The organism is Planococcus sp. CP5-4_YE (genome assembly GCF_019042655.1).
In the GTDB taxonomy this organism is placed as follows: domain Bacteria; phylum Bacillota; class Bacilli; order Bacillales_A; family Planococcaceae; genus Planococcus.
On the sequence record NZ_JAHPZO010000021.1, the window covers coordinates 1 to 18509 of the forward strand.

General features: G+C 50.9%; 20 protein-coding genes. 9 read left to right on the plus strand and 11 right to left on the minus strand.

Features of this window, described 5'->3' with window-relative positions; all coding sequences use genetic code 11:
* Window positions 1–33: 33 nt before the first annotated feature.
* Window positions 34–1092: an LLM class flavin-dependent oxidoreductase gene (locus KTG14_RS16180; RefSeq protein ID WP_216971855.1), complete on the minus strand. Its 1059-nt coding sequence runs from the start codon at window positions 1090–1092 to the stop codon at window positions 34–36.
* 158 nt (window positions 1093–1250) lie between these two features.
* Here KTG14_RS16180 and KTG14_RS16185 point away from each other — a divergent pair, with 158 nt between their 5' ends.
* Window positions 1251–2531 carry an alpha/beta hydrolase gene (locus KTG14_RS16185; protein ID WP_216971856.1) on the plus strand — a complete coding sequence of 427 codons (1281 nt, stop codon included), beginning with the start codon at window positions 1251–1253 and terminating at the stop codon, window positions 2529–2531.
* Between the two features lie 37 nt (window positions 2532–2568).
* Here the strand turns inward: KTG14_RS16185 and KTG14_RS16190 are convergent, their stop codons facing one another.
* Window positions 2569–2955: an RDD family protein gene (locus KTG14_RS16190; protein ID WP_216971857.1), complete on the minus strand. Its 387-nt coding sequence runs from the start codon at window positions 2953–2955 to the stop codon at window positions 2569–2571.
* 118 nt (window positions 2956–3073) lie between these two features.
* Here KTG14_RS16190 and KTG14_RS16195 point away from each other — a divergent pair, with 118 nt between their 5' ends.
* Window positions 3074–3685, plus strand: coding sequence for a hypothetical protein (locus tag KTG14_RS16195; RefSeq protein ID WP_216971858.1), 612 nt, complete (start codon window positions 3074–3076; stop codon window positions 3683–3685).
* Window positions 3686–3724: 39 nt separating this feature from the next.
* Here KTG14_RS16195 and KTG14_RS16200 read toward each other — a convergent pair whose 3' ends face one another.
* The 6 genes from KTG14_RS16200 to KTG14_RS16220 all read right to left on the minus strand — a co-directional run bounded on the left by KTG14_RS16200 (window position 3725) and on the right by KTG14_RS16220 (window position 9630).
* The gene (locus KTG14_RS16200; protein ID WP_216971859.1) at window positions 3725–4939 is read right to left on the minus strand and encodes a DUF418 domain-containing protein; all 1215 of its coding nucleotides are present in this window, start codon (window positions 4937–4939) and stop codon (window positions 3725–3727) included.
* Window positions 4940–5122: 183 nt separating this feature from the next.
* Entirely contained in the window at window positions 5123–6745 is a 1623-nt protein-coding gene (gene abc-f / locus KTG14_RS16205; RefSeq protein ID WP_216971860.1) for a ribosomal protection-like ABC-F family protein, read from the minus strand.
* A 95-nt stretch (window positions 6746–6840) separates the two neighbouring features.
* Entirely contained in the window at window positions 6841–6975 is a 135-nt protein-coding gene (locus tag KTG14_RS17975; RefSeq protein ID WP_258048445.1) for a hypothetical protein, read from the minus strand.
* A gap of 86 nt (window positions 6976–7061) precedes the next feature.
* Window positions 7062–7724, minus strand: coding sequence for an HAD family hydrolase (locus tag KTG14_RS16210; RefSeq protein WP_216971861.1), 663 nt, complete (start codon window positions 7722–7724; stop codon window positions 7062–7064).
* 105 nt (window positions 7725–7829) lie between these two features.
* The gene (locus KTG14_RS16215; RefSeq protein WP_216971862.1) at window positions 7830–8897 is read right to left on the minus strand and encodes an aldo/keto reductase; all 1068 of its coding nucleotides are present in this window, start codon (window positions 8895–8897) and stop codon (window positions 7830–7832) included.
* Window positions 8898–9003: 106 nt separating this feature from the next.
* Window positions 9004–9630 (minus strand): TetR/AcrR family transcriptional regulator, encoded by a 627-nt coding sequence (locus KTG14_RS16220; RefSeq protein WP_216971863.1) that lies wholly within the window; start codon window positions 9628–9630, stop codon window positions 9004–9006.
* A 224-nt stretch (window positions 9631–9854) separates the two neighbouring features.
* Between KTG14_RS16220 and KTG14_RS16225 the strand changes: the two genes are divergently transcribed.
* Both KTG14_RS16225 and KTG14_RS16230 read left to right on the plus strand, forming a co-directional pair.
* Complete coding sequence (locus KTG14_RS16225) at window positions 9855–10577, plus strand: ABC transporter ATP-binding protein (RefSeq protein WP_216971864.1); 723 nt, start codon at window positions 9855–9857, stop codon at window positions 10575–10577.
* Window positions 10574–11602 (plus strand): ABC transporter permease, encoded by a 1029-nt coding sequence (locus tag KTG14_RS16230; protein WP_216971865.1) that lies wholly within the window; start codon window positions 10574–10576, stop codon window positions 11600–11602. Before KTG14_RS16225 ends, KTG14_RS16230 begins: the two co-directional genes overlap by 4 nt.
* A 52-nt stretch (window positions 11603–11654) precedes the next feature.
* Here the strand turns inward: KTG14_RS16230 and KTG14_RS16235 are convergent, their stop codons facing one another.
* Both KTG14_RS16235 and KTG14_RS16240 read right to left on the minus strand, forming a co-directional pair.
* Window positions 11655–12011, minus strand: a complete 357-nt coding sequence (locus KTG14_RS16235; RefSeq protein ID WP_216971866.1) for a hypothetical protein — start codon at window positions 12009–12011, stop codon at window positions 11655–11657.
* A gap of 95 nt (window positions 12012–12106) precedes the next feature.
* A complete protein-coding gene (locus KTG14_RS16240) occupies window positions 12107–13219 on the minus strand; it encodes an MBL fold metallo-hydrolase (protein ID WP_254178218.1) in 1113 nt (370 codons plus the stop codon).
* A gap of 192 nt (window positions 13220–13411) precedes the next feature.
* On the opposite strand from KTG14_RS16240, the gene KTG14_RS16245 reads away from it, so the two are divergent.
* Together KTG14_RS16245 and KTG14_RS16250 are read left to right on the plus strand one after the other, a co-directional pair.
* Window positions 13412–14095 carry a CPBP family intramembrane glutamic endopeptidase gene (locus tag KTG14_RS16245; protein ID WP_216971867.1) on the plus strand — a complete coding sequence of 228 codons (684 nt, stop codon included), beginning with the start codon at window positions 13412–13414 and terminating at the stop codon, window positions 14093–14095.
* A gap of 130 nt (window positions 14096–14225) precedes the next feature.
* The gene (locus KTG14_RS16250; RefSeq protein WP_216971868.1) at window positions 14226–14753 is read left to right on the plus strand and encodes a plastocyanin/azurin family copper-binding protein; all 528 of its coding nucleotides are present in this window, start codon (window positions 14226–14228) and stop codon (window positions 14751–14753) included.
* Window positions 14754–14832: 79 nt separating this feature from the next.
* Here the strand turns inward: KTG14_RS16250 and KTG14_RS16255 are convergent, their stop codons facing one another.
* A complete protein-coding gene (locus KTG14_RS16255) occupies window positions 14833–15549 on the minus strand; it encodes an FAD-dependent oxidoreductase (RefSeq protein ID WP_216971869.1) in 717 nt (238 codons plus the stop codon).
* Window positions 15550–15911: 362 nt separating this feature from the next.
* On the opposite strand from KTG14_RS16255, the gene KTG14_RS16260 reads away from it, so the two are divergent.
* The 3 genes from KTG14_RS16260 to KTG14_RS16270 all read left to right on the plus strand — a co-directional run bounded on the left by KTG14_RS16260 (window position 15912) and on the right by KTG14_RS16270 (window position 18236).
* Window positions 15912–16913, plus strand: a complete 1002-nt coding sequence (locus tag KTG14_RS16260) for a DNA/RNA non-specific endonuclease (protein WP_216971886.1) — start codon at window positions 15912–15914, stop codon at window positions 16911–16913.
* Window positions 16914–17070: 157 nt separating this feature from the next.
* Window positions 17071–17388 carry a helix-turn-helix domain-containing protein gene (locus KTG14_RS16265; RefSeq protein WP_216971870.1) on the plus strand — a complete coding sequence of 106 codons (318 nt, stop codon included), beginning with the start codon at window positions 17071–17073 and terminating at the stop codon, window positions 17386–17388.
* An 11-nt stretch (window positions 17389–17399) separates the two neighbouring features.
* Complete coding sequence (locus KTG14_RS16270; RefSeq protein WP_308461976.1) at window positions 17400–18236, plus strand: IS3 family transposase; 837 nt, start codon at window positions 17400–17402, stop codon at window positions 18234–18236.
* Window positions 18237–18509 lie beyond the last annotated feature (273 nt).

Genomic DNA, 18509 nt, shown 5'->3' on the forward strand with positions numbered 1-18509 from the left:
GCTTATCCGGCTGCGCGCCTTCTTTATGTCTGGTTAATCTTTGCGCGTGTATTTGCGCACCGCCGGCAAAATCTCTGTCGACAAGAGTTCAAGATTGCGCTCGAGGCGCTCCATCGGCACACCGCCGAAATCCATTTGCGCAATATAACGCTGGTGGCCATAGAGTTCGTGCTGATACAAAATCTTTTCGATGATCTGCTGGGGGCTGCCGATATTCATGACGCTTTCTTTCGTCGCGCCGTGCTGAAACGCTTCCTGGGGATAACCGCGGCCATTGGTTTTGACCATCCCTTTATCCACATGTGGATAATATTCCGCAAGTGCTTGCTGGGTCGTCTCGGCGGCGTTGAAAAATCCAGCCGTCGCAACCGGCAATTGAGAAGAGTCGTGCCCTGCTTCTGTTGCGGCATTGCGGTAAGCGTCGATGGTCATCTTGAAAGTCTCCGCAGGGCCGCCAAGCGTTGCCAGCATCATCGGCACACCGGCATGTCCTGCTTTGACGGCGCTTGATGGATGCCCGCCGACCGCACGCCAAATCGGCAGCCTGCCGTTTTCCGGGCGCGGTAAAATCTGCGCGTCTTTCAATGATGCGCGGAAGCGGCCATTCCAGTTGACGGTTTCCTGTTCATTAATTTCAAGCAAGAGCTTGAATTTCTCTTCGTACAATTCTTCGTAATAGCGGATGTCATAGCCGAGCAAATCGAACAGCCCCACACGTGACGCCCGCCCGGCAATGATTTCCGCGCGCCCTTCTGAGATCAAATCGATCGTCGCGAAATCCTCGAAGACACGCACCGGGTCAGAGGTGGAGATGATTGTTGAAGAGCTTGAGACTTTGATTTTTTCAGTTGCCTGCGCGATTGCCGATAGGACGACTGAATGCGCTTGTGTGGCGAAATATTCCTGATGGCTTTCGCCGACACTGAAAAAGTCGACGCCTGCCTGTTCGGCAAGCTGCGCAAAGCGGATAAGCTCGCGGACCCGCTCGCCTTCTGATTGCCGTTTTCCTGTATGTGGGTCCGGCAGATGGTCGCCGAGTGTATAAATTCCAAACTCGAGGCCGTTGTTCGGATTGATGCGGTATTGTTCCATGTTCTCCGTCCTTTCGCCATGCGTTTTCCCAATCCTTTTTAGTATAACGGCTTACACGGTGGTGTGGAAATCATCCATTCGGCTGAAAAAGGAAGGAGAAGGCCGCTGTCTTGATGAACTAGTTATAGAAGTAAGTTATAGCATGAGGAGGCCAACACATGAAAAAATGGACAGCCGCTCTACTAGCGCTTGCAGGAATCCTGCTCGCTAACGGATGTTCCGCCGACAACGACGAAGACACGGCCGAAAGTGAAGCGGCTTCGAACATCGATGGGTTTTGGCAAGGGGCAATTGAAGTTCCCGGACAGCCGATCCCGTTTTCGATTGAAATCACTGGAGACGAAGGCACTTTAAGCATCCCGTTGCAAGGCGTTGAAAACTACCCGTTATCCACCATCAAGTTCGATGACCCGGAAGTCGCCTTTGACACTACCATCCAAGGCGAGCGTCTGGTGTTCGAAGGTGCTTTGGAATCGCAAACAATCACCGGCAACATGACGCAGCAAAATCAGAAGTTCCCGTTTGAACTCGAGCGCGGCGAAAAAGAACAAGCCGTCGATCCCGAGAAAATCATCGAAACGGAAGTCGAAGGCGGCATGATGCAAGCGCTCGAAGAAATTCCGGCAACGGACGGGCCCCACCCTGTAGCGATCCTCATTGCCGGTTCCGGGCCGACCGATAAAGACGGCAACTCGCTGACGCTCACCGGCAAAAACAATAGCTTGAAGATGCTCGCTGAAGAATTGAAAGCCGAGGGCATCGCCGTCATCCGCTACGACAAGCGCGGCATCGGCGACAATGCCGCACTCGCGAAGAATGAGTCCGAGCTGCGCTTTGACGATTATGCGGAAGATGCCGCTGCCTGGATCCGCTTTGCCAAAGAAGATGAGCGCTTTTCGGATGTTGCGGTTATCGGCCATAGCGAAGGCGCGCTCGTCGGCCTCGTCGCAGCCAATCAGCAAGGCGTCGATTCCTATGTATCGCTGACCGGCGTCGGGCGCACAGCCGATGAACTGTTAAGAGAACAGCTCAGTACTTTACCTGCCGCACAACAGAAGGAAGCGGATGCGATTCTCGAACAACTCGCACAAGGCACCACGGTAGACGACGTAAGCCCAGAACTGCAGCAAATCTTCCGCCCGTCCGTTCAGCCGTACCTGCAATCGTGGATGGCGTATGACCCGATTGAACAAGTCAAAAAACTCGACGCGGAAGCATTGTTTGTTGGTGGCACGCGCGATTTGCAAGTGCCGGTACGGGATGCAGAACTGCTGCACGAAGCGAAATCCGGTTCCGAACTATTGATTGTCGACGGCATGAACCACGTATTGAAATCCGTTCCGGATGACCAACAAGCGAATATGGCGGCATACTCCGACCCGGAATTGCCGCTTGCTGATGGACTGGTCGATCGAATTGCGGAGTTTTTGAAAAACTGACAAAAAGACGGCACCCAAGTGGATGCCGTCTTTCGATTTACTGGTTAAGTTCACGGACTAAAGTGTGCGCGTAGCGATCATGCGGCATTTGCGCACCCATGTCCTGCCCGCGTTGCTTGAACCATTGAAGCGTCATGATTGAATCGCGATGTGCCACGCGTTTCAGGATCTGCTCCCCCGTCAGTTCGCCGCCGTCTGCGTTTTCGATTTTGATGCCAGCGACCCTTTGTCCGACGGTCTGTCCGCGTGCCTTCAACTGGACGTATTCAAGCCCCCAGAACACAACGGTCGGCGTAATGAGCGCATGCACCCATTCCTGTTTAATCTTTTTACGCAGCAGCGGTTCCACGACTCCATTCACCGCACCGGAGATCGCAAAATCAATAGCCAGCGCCTTGCCGCGTTTTTTCGTCAATGCATCCATTCCCATTCCTCCCTTATTTTCTGTCTCTTTCCATTATAACGAATGGACTCCGCAAAGACAGCAAGGGGCTGTATGCGTTATGATAAGGAAAAATCAAGGAAAAACGGGGGTGACACGCATGGCATTTCTAGTAATTTGGCTGTTGATGATTGCATACGCTGTCTTTTTTGCGCCTTCGGGTTCCGGCGGCATCGAGTTCGGCCCGCTGCTGATGGGTGAATGGGAAGGGGTCGACCCGCTCATCCTCGCTGTCTTCAACTCGCTCGGCATCTTTCCGCTCGTCTTTTTGACGCTTCTCGTGCCGAACGACCGCTTCCGCTGGCCGGCGTGGCCGTTCGCGCTCGTGTCGTTCGGGGTCGGAGCGTTCTCGCTCTTGCCGTATTTCGCATTCGGCGACAAGCCGCCAGAGAAAAAGCGCCGCGGGCCGAATTGGCTGCACCGGATCCTGCGCTCGAAAGCGTGGCTGATCTTTGTCGCCGCCATCAGCATCATCAATTTCCTCACCGTCTTCCGCGGCTTCTCGCCAGAAGCTTACGTGGAAGCGTTCCAGACTTCGAGTTTGGTATCGGTCATGACCATCGACTGGTTCGTCCTCTGGGGCTTGTCGGTCTATGCCACTTACCGCTTCTTGCCGGAAGCGAACTTCAAGCAATTGGCTTTATTGCCAGTGGTCGGCCCTGTATTGGTGCTGCTAATGAACCGGAAAAAGCAAAAGGAAGAAACCGTTTAATGGTTTCTTCCTTTTTATGTGTAACTTTTCACGGTTACATTATAGTTTCTCCAGTACCTTGTCTGAAGAAAATTGCACCGGCAACGCTTCTTTCGATTTTCCTTTTAGAGATAAATAAGTTCCTACTCTTAACAGATACTCAATCGGTCCCTGACTGAAATAATTCAAATACATGCTGCTCGCTGCCATTTGTAAAGCGTATACACCAATAGCAAGCACAAAACCAATCCATAAATGGCTGTTGCCAAACAAACCTAATCCGTAGCCATAAAAAATAGAAGTCATAAGAACCGACTGCATCAAATAATTGGTTAAAGATAGTTTGCCCACAGCTTCAAATAACCCCATAATTCTAGACGACTGATATTTATGATACATCAACACAAAGAAAGCCACATACCCGATTGCTAAAATAAAGCTTCCGGCAGTGAACAAACCGTCCGTTATGGGATGGCCTTCAATTAAATGAGGAATCTTTAATGCAACCCCCGCAGGAATAAGCCAAACCGCCACACGATATTTTCTTGAATAAGATTCGATATCGGTGAACCAATTGCTTTTCGCCGCGATCATCCCTAATAAAAACATGAACAAAAAAGAAAGTTGGCTAATTAAATACATCCCAAACATCAGGCCAATTGGAAAATCAAAAAAAGCCGGTAGCTCTGAAGCAAAGTCGTTGATTTCACTATACGAACCTTGGCCATAAACCGCTTTTGCCTCCATCAGATAACTACGCACACCTTCTGTCATATCGCCACCGAACGCGATTGCTCTAAGGTTTTCTTCTATAGGGAAAAATGATGCTGAAATAGTCAAAATTGAAACGGCCACAAAGCTTTTCACCAAGAATTCCCTTGTTCTCCCCAAAAAGAAAATCAATAGAAAACAAGACAAGCCATAAAAAACAAGAATATCCCCTTCCCAGATAAACGTCGCATGAAGCAGTCCGATACCAATCAGCATCAATGCCCGTCTTAAAATATTTCTTTTAATACCCTTACCTTTGTTCATTAATGAATCCCGCAGTTTAATTAAAGAAAAACCAAATAAAAAAGTGAAAATGGGCATCGCACTGTATTCAATAAACACTTTAATGAAATAATAAATACCTAGACTCGGTGCATCTAACTCATAAAAAGAAATATATCCCTTTCCAATCACGCCATATTGAAAAATTAAAAGATTTGCCAAAATGATGCCCAACAAACTAAACCCTCTTAAAGCGTCTGCTACCCGTATTCTTGATTTCATCCGAGCCCTCCCATATTTGAATCCACTTTATTCCAATTTATAGCAAAGACTTAAAAATTGGAAGAAGATTTAAATCAAAATTTAAAAAAGCTGCTATTAGTTCGATTAAGATAAAAACGTTCCCAAGCGTTTAGCTGGGAACGTTTTTATTGGATTATACAATTTTGAGATATCGATTTTTGGTTATTGCATCGCACCCGTGCGCACTTTCTGCTTGTCCACAGCCCACTCATATGAACCTTCATGCAAGGTTAGGGTTTGGTCTTCAATCCAGGCAACTTTCGTGAACAGCTTCTGCAGGAAATAGCGGTCGTGGCTGATCGCGATGATCGTGCCGTTGAACTCCTTCAAGGTTTCCTCAAGCACTTCACGCGATTCGATGTCGAGGTGATTGGTCGGCTCATCCAATATGAGCACATTGCAGTCTTCCTGCATCAGCTGCGCAAGACGCAAGCGCATCTTCTCGCCCCCGCTGAGATCCTTGACGCGCTTGAAGACATCATGGCCGTAGAACAGAAATTGCGCGAGCACATGGCGGGCGTCGCCTTCTGTCATCGACAATTTATCACGAAACGCTTCGATGACACGCGCCTCCCCGTCGAACGCTTCGAATTGCTGGGCGAGATAGCCGATTTTCACATTGCTGCCGCGGCGCACTTCCCCGCCGACCGGTTCGATCTCGCCCAATAAAATCTTCAGCAAAGTCGATTTGCCGGTGCCGTTGTCTCCGACGATCGCCAAGCGGTCCTGCCAATAAACGGACAGCTCGACATCGGCAAACAGCACCTCATCGCCGAAGCCATGGAACACATCCTGCAGTTCGAATACCCTCTTGCCGCTGCGGTCCTTAGCTTGCAATTTTAAGTTCATCGCCTTTTCTACCGACGGCCGCTTCACTTTTTCCATACGCTCGAGCATCTTCTCCATCATTTTTGCTTTGCGGAACAAATCTGGATTCGGCGGCGAGGCTTCGTTCGCCCATTGGCGCAGGCGGCGTATGGATTCCTTGATCTTCTGGATTTTCTTCTGCTGTTCTTTATAGGCCGCAAATTGCTGCTCCATCTTTGCCTGCTTATTGCGCAAATAGGCATCGTAATCGCCTTTGCTTTCCCACATCTCGCCGTCTTCGATTTCATAGACTTTGTGCACGACGTTATTGAGGAACTGCCGGTCATGCGAAATGACGACGACCGTGCCGCTGTAGTATTCCAAGTAATGTTCGAGCCATTCAATCGCCGACAGATCCAAATGGTTCGTCGGTTCATCGAGCAGCAGGACAGAGGGCTTGCGCAAAATGAGCTGCGCGAGCATCACTTTCGTTTTCTCCCCGCCGCTGAGCGAATCAAAACGCTGGCCCGTAAGCGCTGCGACGCCAAGGCCGTTCGCTACGGCTGCGATTTTGGACTCCGTTTCGTAACCGCCGGCTTCCATAAACTGCTCCTGCAGCTCGCCGTATTGCCGCAGCACGCGTTCGTCTGCGCCGCTCGACAACTGGGTTTCCAGTTCGCCGAGCCGCCTCTCGATCCCGTGCAATTCGCTGAAGCTTTCGTTCAAGACTTCATATACGCTATACCCCGGATAATCCGGAATTTGGTGCAAATAACCGATTTGGGTGTTCTTCGTCCGGACGATGGTGCCAGCATCCGGCTCTTCCAGTCCCGCCAGCAGTTGGAATAAAGTAGTCTTGCCTGAGCCGTTGCGGCCGACAACCGCAATCCGTTCTTTCTCATTGATTTCGAATGATAAATTGGTGAAAATTTCATTGCCGCCGATGGTTTTTGTTAGTTGTTGTGCTGTGATTTGCATATTTTACGCCTCCAGGGCGCAGCTGAAAAATCGGTACAAAAAAAGACCGCCCCGTATCGGGCAGTCTTTTCTACTGGTGAAAAGAATGTCAGATATCAGCTGCGCGTGATTTTGAAATTGACTAAAAAAGGGCAGACTTCTCCCGCCGGCGTCAAATCAAACGTAATGACACGTGTGAAATACAAAGCTTCCTCCATTTTCACACCCATCACCGCAGCACATTTCTCCATTCTTGTCACCTCCGTTTCGTTTAATTGTCTTAATATTACCACATTTATTCAAGGAAGGGAATATCCAAATCTGCTATTTTCCCTGATTACCCCTTAGCTGGTACCTGCTCTAGCAGAGCTTTCAATTCGGATAACCCATCAATCACAGCGTCCGCTTCTTTTAATTCCTGTTCCTGCGCAAAATCGAAGCGGCAGCCGACCGCAAACAAACCGTTCGCTTTCGCCGCACGAATATCGGACAAACGGTCTCCAACAACCGCCCCTTCTGTCACCCCGTATTTCTCGATAATCATGCGCACAAGCTCCCCTTTATCAGATGTAGCGGCTTGTTCGATGCTGAACGTTTCCGTCACCCATTCCGCTAAGCCATAGCGCGTTACAATCGCCGCCAAGTAACGGACCAGCCCGTTGCTGGCAATGAAAATCGAGTAGCCACTCTCATAAAGCTCGCCGAACACCTTCCTAACGTCGGGGTATAGAGCCCCTTTGCCGTTCTTAATATTCGCGATCAGCCGCTCCAGGAAATAGCCATCCATTTCACGCTTGGTCTCCTCAGCTTTCCCTGGCAACAGCGCTTCCCATACTTCAGGCAGCGGTACGCCCATAATGTTCCGGTATTCCTCTATCGGCGCAGGACCTTGCCATTCGCCTCGTTCACGAAGAACCGAAAACGATTCTTCCAAAGATTGTTCCAAAATCGTGGCAGTCTGGAACAAGGTGCCGTCCATATCAAAAATAATAGCTTTCATCTCCCTACCTCCTGTTCTTCTGATAAAGATCGTAAATTCCATTGAAAGTTCCCAGGTTCCGCAAAAAAACCGGCACGCAATGGCGCACCGGTTGAATGTGATCCCTTATTTAATTCCCATGGAATCCTTATAGCCTTTCAAGTAGCCGATCTCCGACGGGCTCGCCATTTCCGGCGCGCTCATCGCGCGGTGCCAGTTCGGATAGATCGGCACCGGACGCGCCGCTTTCTCGATCAAATTGTGCTCGTCCTGCTTGAGCTTGATCTTGTAAGACGCGATGTTTTCCTGCAACTGCGCTTCGTTGCGCGCTGCGATGACGATCGGGCCGACGTTCGGGCGGTCGCGCACCCACGCATAGGCGATTTGCGGAACGCTGGCATTATGGTTCGCCGCCACTTCCTCGAGCGCATCGATCACTTGATACAAACGCTCCTCATCCTGCACCCAAGGCTCCGGCCAGCCGCCGCCTTGGCGCGTATCTTTCGGCGCTTCCTTGCCGCGGCCGACTTTGCCATTCAATAAGCCTTCGCCGAGCGGGCTCCAGATCATCGAGCTGACGCCGAGTTCGGCACCGGCTGGAAGCAATTCGTATTCCGCTTCGCGGGCTTCCGGTGTGTAATAGATCTGCTGTGTGGCAGGCGGGATCTTGCCGTTCTGTTCAGCGAAGGTATGCGTTTTGGCCAGTGCCCAGCCGCTGTAGTTCGACACGCCCCAATGGCGGATTTTGCCGGCTTTGATCAAGTCGTTCATCGTCTCGACGGTTTCTTCGACCGGCGTCTGCCCGTCCCATAAATGGACGAAATACAGATCGAGGTAATCGGTGCCAAGGCGCAGCAGCGATTCATCAATCGATTTCAATAAATTCGAGCGCGAGGCGCCGCGCGCGTTCTGGTGGTCTTCAAACGGAAAACCCGTCTTTGACGTCAACAACACTTTATCGCGCTTGCCGCGGATGGCTGCGCCGAGCACTTTTTCCGCATTTCCTTGCGAGTATAAATTCGCCGTATCGAACATATTGATGCCCGCTTCGAGCGCCATGTCGATCATGCGGCTCGCTTCGTTTTCCTGGATATTGCCTGCCGCTTCAAAGCCGTTTGTGCCGCTGAACGGGACGGTGCCGAGAATGTATTTTGGGACGCGCAGCCCCGATTTGCCTAGATTTATATAATCCATAGTGAAGGTCCTCCTAGTAACGAACTGTTTTTTTCTGTCAGTCATTCTCTACCCGCTTCTCACCCCTCGACAAACAAAAATTCCAAACACCTCGTGCCTGCACTTGTCACGACCGGTCTTGCCCTTTTAAACCTGCTGCAAAAAAAGGGCCGTTGATGGTCATCGTGGAAATGATGCGCGCGATTTCTTCCGGCGGCTCATCCGTATCGCCGTTGAGCCATTCCTGGATGACGCCGATATGGGCAGAAGCGATATAAGACGACAGATAGCGCGGCGGCACGAGGAGATTGCCGGCGACTAACACGTCTTTATTGCGCTCGAACAAGGCTGTCCTGAGAAATTCCTTCATTTTGACCTGAAAACCGGCATCGCCTTTGGGGCCTAATAATGCCTTCATCAAGCTTTTGTTATGATGGAGAAATTCAAAAAGCGGCACCGGTACGGCGAACGGGACCGCCCCCTCCTTGCTTTGCTTCATGCCTTCGATGAGCTGCGGGATATTGCGGATAATCTTGATTTCCATTTCCTCGATCAATTGCTGCTGGCATTTGTCCATCAAGTCAAACTTATCTTCGTAATGGCTGTAAAAGGTGCCGCGGTTGATGTTCGCCTTCTCGGTAATATCCTTGACGCTCATCGCTTCAAAACCTTTTTTTTCGATTAACGCAATCAACGCCGAACGGATGGCTTGTTTCGTCCGCACGACACGTAAGTCGGCTGATTTTCCGTGCATTCCAGTTCCTCCCCCATGTGTTTTCCGACACTTTCGGCCAAGCTGTCGCTTAAGCAACACATTGCCCGTTTTTGATTATTGTTCCGTTATGGCCCAGGGACTATACTAAAGCCAACAACTAAAACGACAGTTTGTTTATTATCTTAGCCGCAAATGGCCAGGAAGAACAGGTCAATTTTCCGGAGAGAAATGACCAGGCTCCGGCAGACAGGGGAGGAACCATCATGGACATCCAGCTTTCTCATGTCAAAAAAAGTTTCGGCGACACATCGGTCATCAAAGATGTAAGTTTCACCATTGCAGCAGGAGAGATCTGCTGCCTGCTCGGCCCGTCCGGTTCGGGAAAGACGACTTTGATCCGCTTGATGATCGGCGCCTTGCCGCCAGATAGCGGGACCATCCGTTTCGGCGATATCGAGATGCCGAATAGGGCCATTCTTAAACGGCTCGGTTTCATGCCGCAAAACGACGCGTTGTACGAAGATTTATCCGCACACGGCAATTTGAAATTTTTCGGCGGCCTCTACCCCATCCCGAAACGCACACTAGACGCGCGCATCAAAGAAGTGTTGGAGATGGTGGAATTAACCGGCCACAGCCAAAAACTGGTGAAGAATTTTTCCGGCGGCATGAAAAAGCGGCTGTCGCTCGCCATCGCCATTTTGCACAAACCGGATATCCTGTTTCTCGATGAGCCGACTGCCGGCATCGACCCGGTGCTGCGCCGCAAAATTTGGGCGCAGTTCCAGTCATTGAAAGCACAAGGCACGACCATCATCGTCTCGACGCATGTCATGGACGAAGTGGTTGAATGCGACAAAGGGGCGCTGTTGTATAACGGGCGGCTCATTGAATACGACACGGTCAATCGATTGCTCGACAAAACCGCAAGCGGCCGCATCGAAGAATTGTTCTTCGCCGCTTCAGAAAGCGAGGCGCGCCCATGATCCAGCTAGCGAAACGCGTCATCCGCCAGACCATCAACGACAAGCGCAGCGTCATGCTCATCCTTGTCGCCCCGCTGTTAATCTTGACCTTGGTTTACTTTTTGCTCGGCGATTCGGATTACGTGGCGACTGTCGCCATCGACCGCGACGCTGTTGCGGCGCCAGTCATCACTGCGTTGGAACAACAAGAGCTGAATGTGGTCGGCCTGACAGCGCAAGAAGCAGAACAAGCGGCCGATTACCTGCAGCACAACGAAGACGTCGACGCCGTGCTGCGCTTTTCGGAAACTTCCGCCATGGACATCACACTGTACGAACCGTCAACGAAAGGCGCTACGGCCATGAGCGAAATCCAAAAAGCCATGGCGGACCTCAACCCGTCGGCTGAAACCACCATCAGCTACGTCTACGGCACGCAGGACCAGAGTTTATTCGATTCGCTCGGCTACGTCTTTCTCGCCTTATTCTCGTTCTTTTTCGTGTTCATCATCTCGGCGATGGCACTCGTGCGGGAACGCAGCCGCGGCACACTCGAGCGCTTGATGATGACGCCGATCCGGCGCGGCGAAGTCATTGCCGGCTACACACTCGGCTACAGTGTCTTCGCTATCATCCAAGCGGTCATCATCGTGCTGTACGCAATATTCGTGCTGCAGCTGAGCAATGAAGGCAATATCGGCTGGGTGTTGCTGCCGATGGTGCTGCTCGCCGTCACCGCCGTGTCATTCGGCGCCACCATTTCCATCTTCGCAGGCTCCGAGCTGCAGGTCGTCCAACTGATCCCGTTTACCATCATCCCGCAAGTGTTCTTCTCGGGGCTCATCCCGTTGGACTTGATCCCGTATCATCTCGGCAACTTGTCGTACATCATGCCAATCTATTACGGCGCCGCCGCCATCAAAGGCATCATGGTCTACGGCGACGGGTTCACGGAGATCTGGGGCCATCTCGCCGGGCTCACCACTTACGCGCTCGTGCTGTACCTCATCAATACGCAAGCCTTGAAGAAATTCCGTAAACTATAGAAAAAAGCGGACGAAGCCTATGCCTCGTCCGCTTTTTTTTGTATTGAAAACCTTATTCCGCCCACAAAATCTGGTACGATCCGCTCGGTTCTTGTTCCAAGCGGCAATTGTCAGAGAGGATCGGCCGGAACGCCTCCACTTGCATTTCATCCATGGAAATGCCGGACAGCCCGTATTCGGTCTCTGTGTAATCCAGATCCGCTTCTTGATCGAATTTGATGCGCAGCAAATTCTTCGCGCCATTGATCGTCAGGAATTTCACCTGGTAGCCGTCGCGGAACACGGCCTCAAGTTCTGAACCGAGCGATGCGAAATGATCGTTTTTCAGAAGCTCGCCAATTTCTACGCCTTCCCGGCGAACCTTTTCGATGCGGATGGCGTCGGGCATGGAAATTTTGGTCAATGTCATGTCATCCCTCTTTCCAAATCATTTATGTGATTTCTCTAGTTTAGAAGAATACTGGGTGAATCTCAAATAATGGAAACCCGTTTGAAAAATGCAGCTCACCGCTCCCACCAATGCGCGGACGTGTAAGTGGCCAGTTTTTCCAACGGGAGCGTCTCGCCAACTTGCGGCGTGACGAGTTCCACGCCCTGCCGCACAGCTTCTTTTGACGCCCGCTCGATCGGGTCCGTCCAGCTATGAAACGCCAAGGTGAACGCCGCCCAGTGGACCAGCATCATCTTATCTCCCCGAATGTCGAGTGCCGCCTGTACCGATTGCTCCGGCGCCATATGCGAGGTTTCCCAGCGCGTATCGTACTGGCCACCTTCCATCAATGCAATGTCGAACGGCCCGTATTTTTCGCCGATTTCCTTGAAATGGCTGCCATAGCCGCCGTCGCCACTCGTGTAAAAGCGGATTCGATCGCCGATCACGGCCCAGCCGCCCCATAAAGTCGAGTTGCGGTTGAACAAGCCGCGCCCCGAAAAATGCTTCGACGGCGTCAACGCGAGCGTCAGCCCGTGCAGCTGCACTTCGTCCCACCAATTCAATTCGGTAATGCGCTGCGCTTCCACTCCCCAGCGCAATAGATGCGCACCGACGCCGAGCGGCACATAGAAATGCCCGACTTTGTCCTTGAGCGCGCGAATCGATTCGTAATCGAGGTGGTCGTAATGGTCATGCGTCAGCAGCACCGCATCGATCGCTGGCAAGCGGCCGGCGACTTCAAGCCAGCCCTTGCTATAACGCAAGCTTCCGGCAAACGACAGCGGCGAGGCCCGGTCGCCGAGCATCGGATCGATGAACAGCTTATGGCCGTCTAGGCTCAACAACACACTTGAATGACCGAACCACGTCACGCTGTCCTGTTCGCTTTTGATTAGTTCCCAGTCAATCTCCGCTACTGGCAATTCGCCGATTGGATGGCGCTGAACATCCCCGGCGAACAACGAGTCCTTGAGCATCGACAGGCCTTCCGACATGTGGATCTCGGTCTCTGCCTCATCCGCATTGGCGAATTTCCCTTCTCGGTAATTGTCCAAGCCGGCAAAGCGGTCGCGCTGGCGCTGATTGGGACTCGACCCGAGCGGCGCATACTTCTTCAAAAAGGCACCCGACATCACGGAGACGGCCGCAACGCCAGCAACTGAATACAGCATCAATTTTCTCATGGCTCCTCCAATGTGGAAATGTATTTCACTGCCTCTAGCAGGATTGAGTGGTTTTCACCATAGCTTTATTTTCCCTCATTGACTGTCTGCTCAAACGGTTTTTTGTAGATTCTCCTCATTTCAGGAGTATAATGACCGTAGAAAGTAAAATCGAACGGCTTAGGCTATTACTGTTAATGAGGGGGGTGTCCCATGCTAAAGCGTTTAGCCATTTGGTTTAGTGTAATCATCAGCGGGTTTTTATTGTTCACTGCCACGCAGATCCCGTTTCAAATGGGGCTGTTCGGCGGCTATAGCGGAGTGGGCTTGACGCTCATCGGCGTACTGCAGGCGGCACTGATCATTCCTTTGCTTTACCTAGGCTTGCGTTTACTGGACATGGACTTCCGCAGCATCGGATGGACCACGGCGCACTGGCAACAAGACAGTTTGCTCGGAGCCGCTGCGGCAGCGGGCTGGACACTGGTTCAATTCTTGTGGATCATCCCGCAGACCGGCGGAGCAGAGCGCCAGGATGTGGCCGACATCATCGCCATGCTCGACGGCGAGTGGGCCAATGTTTGGTGGTATGTGCCTCTTGGAATCATCGGCGGCGGCCTTGTCGAAGAATTGTACAATCGCGGCTTTTTCATCGGCGCACTCGCCGGCATTTTTAAGGAGTCCAAAATCGCGCTCTACGCAGCTGCGGTATTGTCCATTGTCTTTTTTGCAGCCGGCCACTTGCCACAGAATTGGATTGAATGGATCGACTTGCTCATCCCGAGCACGGTTTATACCGTCTTGTATCTCTACACCGGCAGATTGACCGCCCCGATCGTCGCCCATGCACTTTGGAACACAGCCGCAGCCATTTTGGTGATGATCCTCTATGCCTGAAGGAACTTCAAAACCTGTAGTCAACAGTCCGCACCGAAAAGAAAGCGAGCGATTTTCGCCCAATGTTGATCTAATCCGCTTGTTACTGCGTTCTATAAGCAAGAAGCAACGACAAGGAGGAGGAAACAACATGATCAACAAAAAATTCACGTTACTGCTCGCTGCCGGAATGTTGTCACTCGCTGCGTGCGGACAAGACGACACTGCTAGCGATGAAGAAACGCAAGCTCCTGCACAAGAGGAAAGCGCAGACATGGAAGAAATGCCAGAAGAAGAGCCGATGGAAGACATGGAAGAAGATGCGGCAGAAGAAGAGCCCGCTGAAGAGGCTGCCGAGGAAGAACCTGCAGAAGACGCCGAAAGCGGCGAACAGGCAAGTACCCCTGAAGCCATGAGCGGCGGAGCTTCCGACTTGTTGTCGAACGGCGAAATGACGAGCTTTGTGTTCAATGAAGCCGGCGAATACGCGGTCTACTGCGAACCGCATCCAGTCATGCAAATGACCGTCATCGTCGAAGAAGGCGCAGAAATGATGGACAAAGTCTCTGTGGACATCGCTGATTATGAATTCGGCGAAGACACCATCACCGTCGCACCGGGAACGACCGTTGAATGGACCAACCAAGACCAGGTCCAGCACAATGTCGCGTTTGAATAAGCCATATGCCAAGCTTTGACCCACTCAAAAAAGCCTAAGCTCCCTAAAAAAACAGGAGCTTAGGCTTTTTCTCATTCGTTTAGACGTTTTGTACAGCTGGCAAAAACTCAGCGATCGACTGCTCACGCTTATCGAGCACGATCTGTTCACGCGCTACGCCCTGTGTGCGAAGCAGCTCAATGTTCTCTTTCAAGAAGTCGTCGCTGCCGACGATGTAGAACAAGCCGCCCGCATCATCCGCAAAGCCCTTCACCGCTTCGTAATACTCCGCGCGGCTGTCGACGAATTGCACCGTGAAGTTAGTGTCTGTCGAAGTCGTGAAGACGTCCTGGAACAAATAATGCTTGGACGAATCGACGTTCAAGGAGTGAATAGACCGTACCCCTTCAGCGTTGCTCACATATTCCAGCACGAGCGGGCGGAACGTCGCGAGGCCAACGCCTGATGATAGTAAGTAGACATTCTTCCCTTCGCGCTTCAGCGGCACGTTCGAATGCGTCTTGAAGATCGCCACTTCGTCGCCCGGCTTCATGTTGCGCAAGATCGACTTAAATTCTGAACATTGGTCCTTGATGCGCGTCGTGATGCCAATCGAGTTTTCATGGGGCAAGGTACAGATCGACATATGGCGGATCAAGCCGCGGTTCGGTTTGTCGCCGGCGTTAAAGCCTTCGAATGCGAAATGAGTGTGCGATCCTTCCTGCCACGTGAAGCCTTCCGGCAAGTTGAGCAGATAGGTCTTCACTTCCGGGCTTTCATCGATGATTTGATTGATTTTCGTCCAGTAAATGTGCATCCAAATTCCTCCTGTAAAATCCTTTAATACATCCACTATACTCTAATTGATATTTATTCTCAATTAAACTTTGAAATCGTTGGAAATTTCTTCTTTTTAAAAATGACAACGGCCTAAAACGCCATGGCTACTTGTCATCAATCCAAGCTTTTAATTAGGAGCCAAATTAAGAATTCACTGGTTTTCAGCCATTCAAATCCCGAATTTCACTGCATAAATTGTCAATGATTGGTATGATAAATAAATATGGATGATATTTCTTTTTTCATTGGCAATGAAGCTTAAGCTACAGCCGAATGAAAAAGAGGTGGAGAATAACCTACATGTGACTACTAGAGGAGTGTCTTATATTGAACAACAAAATGAAAGTTTGGAGCGCCTTGTTATTGGCCGCCTTCCTGGCCGGTTGTACCGATACGGAACAAGCCGCTGTTACAGAGCCGGAAACACAAGCGCAACAACAAGCTCCAGTTGAAACAGAGGCAGAAGAAACGCCAGCCGAAACCGAAGCGCCAGAAGAGAGCACTGAGGAGACGTCTGACAGCGACACAGAACAAGCCGACACGGAAGTCAAAGACGCACCCGAAGCTGAAGAACCCGCCGCAGAACCTGCGAAAGAGCAGTTCGAAGGATACGAACTCGTTGAAGTCGACGGCGGCGATCTGTCCGGACAGCGTGAAGCGAACACCGTCGTGTCAGTCGGTTACGGAGAGCGCGAGTATTGGGCGTTCACGAATGAACACGGACAATTGGAACGCGTCGTAGCGGACGAGATTGTGCTGCAGGACGACACGAACGAACCGGTTCTCGACTCCGGCCGCTATTATTCGGACGAAGCCAAAGTGCCAGGCGTAGAAAGCGACATCTTGGACGAAGGGCACGTCATCGCCGATTCACTGGGCGGGGTATCGAACGCCTATAACATCACCCCGCAAGAAAGTACGCTCAACCGTCACGGCGACCAGGCGTATATGGAAGACGTCATTCGTGATGCAGGAGGCGCCACGGATTTCGAAGCGATCATCACCTATCCCGATACCGAAACGCAAGTGCCTTCCAGCTACCAATACAGCTACACCGTCAGAGGCAACGAAGTGGTCGACAAATTCGATAACGTCAACCCCGATGAAGTCAACGCCGCCCTCGGCTTGACCGACAGCGAACCTGCAGAAGCAGAAGCAAGCCCCCCTGAAGCGAGCAGTCCAGCGGCAAGCGGTGACGTCTCGAGCGTCGACGCTAACGGCAACGGGCAAGTGACGATCCAAGAAGCGAAAGACGCCGGCTTCACCATGCCCATCATGAGCGATCATTGGCTCTATCCGCATATGCGCGATAACGATAATGATGGAATGGTCGGCGAGTGAAATTTTGAATTTTGAAGCCGTTTATCCATTAACAACTGAAAACTATAAGTAAAAAACACTGAGTTATTATTTAGACTAACACAGTAAAATGAGACACTATAAAACACCTTCGAAATGGTACACTTACCACAAGTACTGAAATCGGAGGTGTTTTTGCATGGGCAAAAACGTGTATTCAAGCGACGTCAAATGGGCGGTCGTAAAAGATAAAATGAGTGGTCAATTCACGAACCAAGAAATCATGGAGAAATACGGCATCCAGAATGTCTCCCAGATCAAGACATGGATGAAGTGGTATCGAAACAATGAGATCCATCGATTCGACCAACCGATTGGCAAACAATATTCGTTCGGTCATGGACCGGAATTCGCCAGTGAGCTGGAAAAGAAAGATCGTCAAAATGCTCACCTGCGGATGGAAAATGACATCTTAAAAAAGTATTTGGAGATCGCAAAGGAGTTGGAAAACAAGTAATTCTCCGGCTGGTGGATCAGTATCGCCAGAAATATACGGTCACGGCGATTCTTAGCGCATTAGGTGTGGCGCGGTCGACTTATTATCGGTGGATGGCCGAAGGCATCTCTTATGAACTAACCCAAGTCGAAAGGGATCTGATTGCATTGTGCAAGCAGACCCGGTATCGCTATGGCCATCGCAAAATTAAGAAGTTTCTCAAATCGAAATACCAGACAGTCCGGCATCGCAACACCATCCAACGCTTGATGCAAAAACACAACCTGCAATGTCGTATCAAGAAGAAGCGAAAGTGGAAATCGCAAGGAGAATCGGTCGTTGTCGCGCCCAACCTTTTGGCACGGAATTTCACTGTTTCGGCCCCGAATCAAAAATGGGTCATGGACATCACCTACATTCAGTACGGCAGTTCGACCTTGTATCTTTCCGCCATCATGGATTTGTTTAACAACGAAATTGTCGCGTACCGGCTCTATTCGCACCAACAGACCTCACTTGTCGTCGATACCTTACAGGCGGCTTTAGAAAAACGAGGCTATCCAGAAGGGGTTATTGTCCATTCGGACCAAGGGAGCGTCTACACCTCTCACTCCTATCACCAGGTGCTTCAACAGAAGCACTTGGTGAGCAGTATGTCGAGACGTGGAAACTGTTGGGACAATGCCGTCATTGAATCGTTCCACTCGAACATCAAATCAGAAGAGTTTCAATTCGTTAAATTTAATTCCTTGTCGAATCTTCAAGTGATCGAAAAAGTGAACAACTACACCCAGCACTATAACGAAGATCGGATTCTAACAAAATTAGGCTACTTGTCACCCCGAGAGTTCGGGGCGCAAGCAGCCTAATGAAGGTGTTTTATGGTTGTCTCAAATCGCTATGTCAGTCTATATTCAGTTTTTTTTTATTGCTTTCTTTATGGAAAAGCCAAGAAGCGCTCGCAACCAATGGGACGGAGGTATTCTTCACCTCCCCATATACCTGCTTCGAAAGTGGAATGAAAGAGCACAATAACGGATTCATTCGCTAGTTCATCCCGAAAGGCAAGCGATTAACTCTGTGGCGGAGGCGCCCATCCGCTACGCCGTTAGCTGGTGCAACCACCTGAAATGAAAGATCCT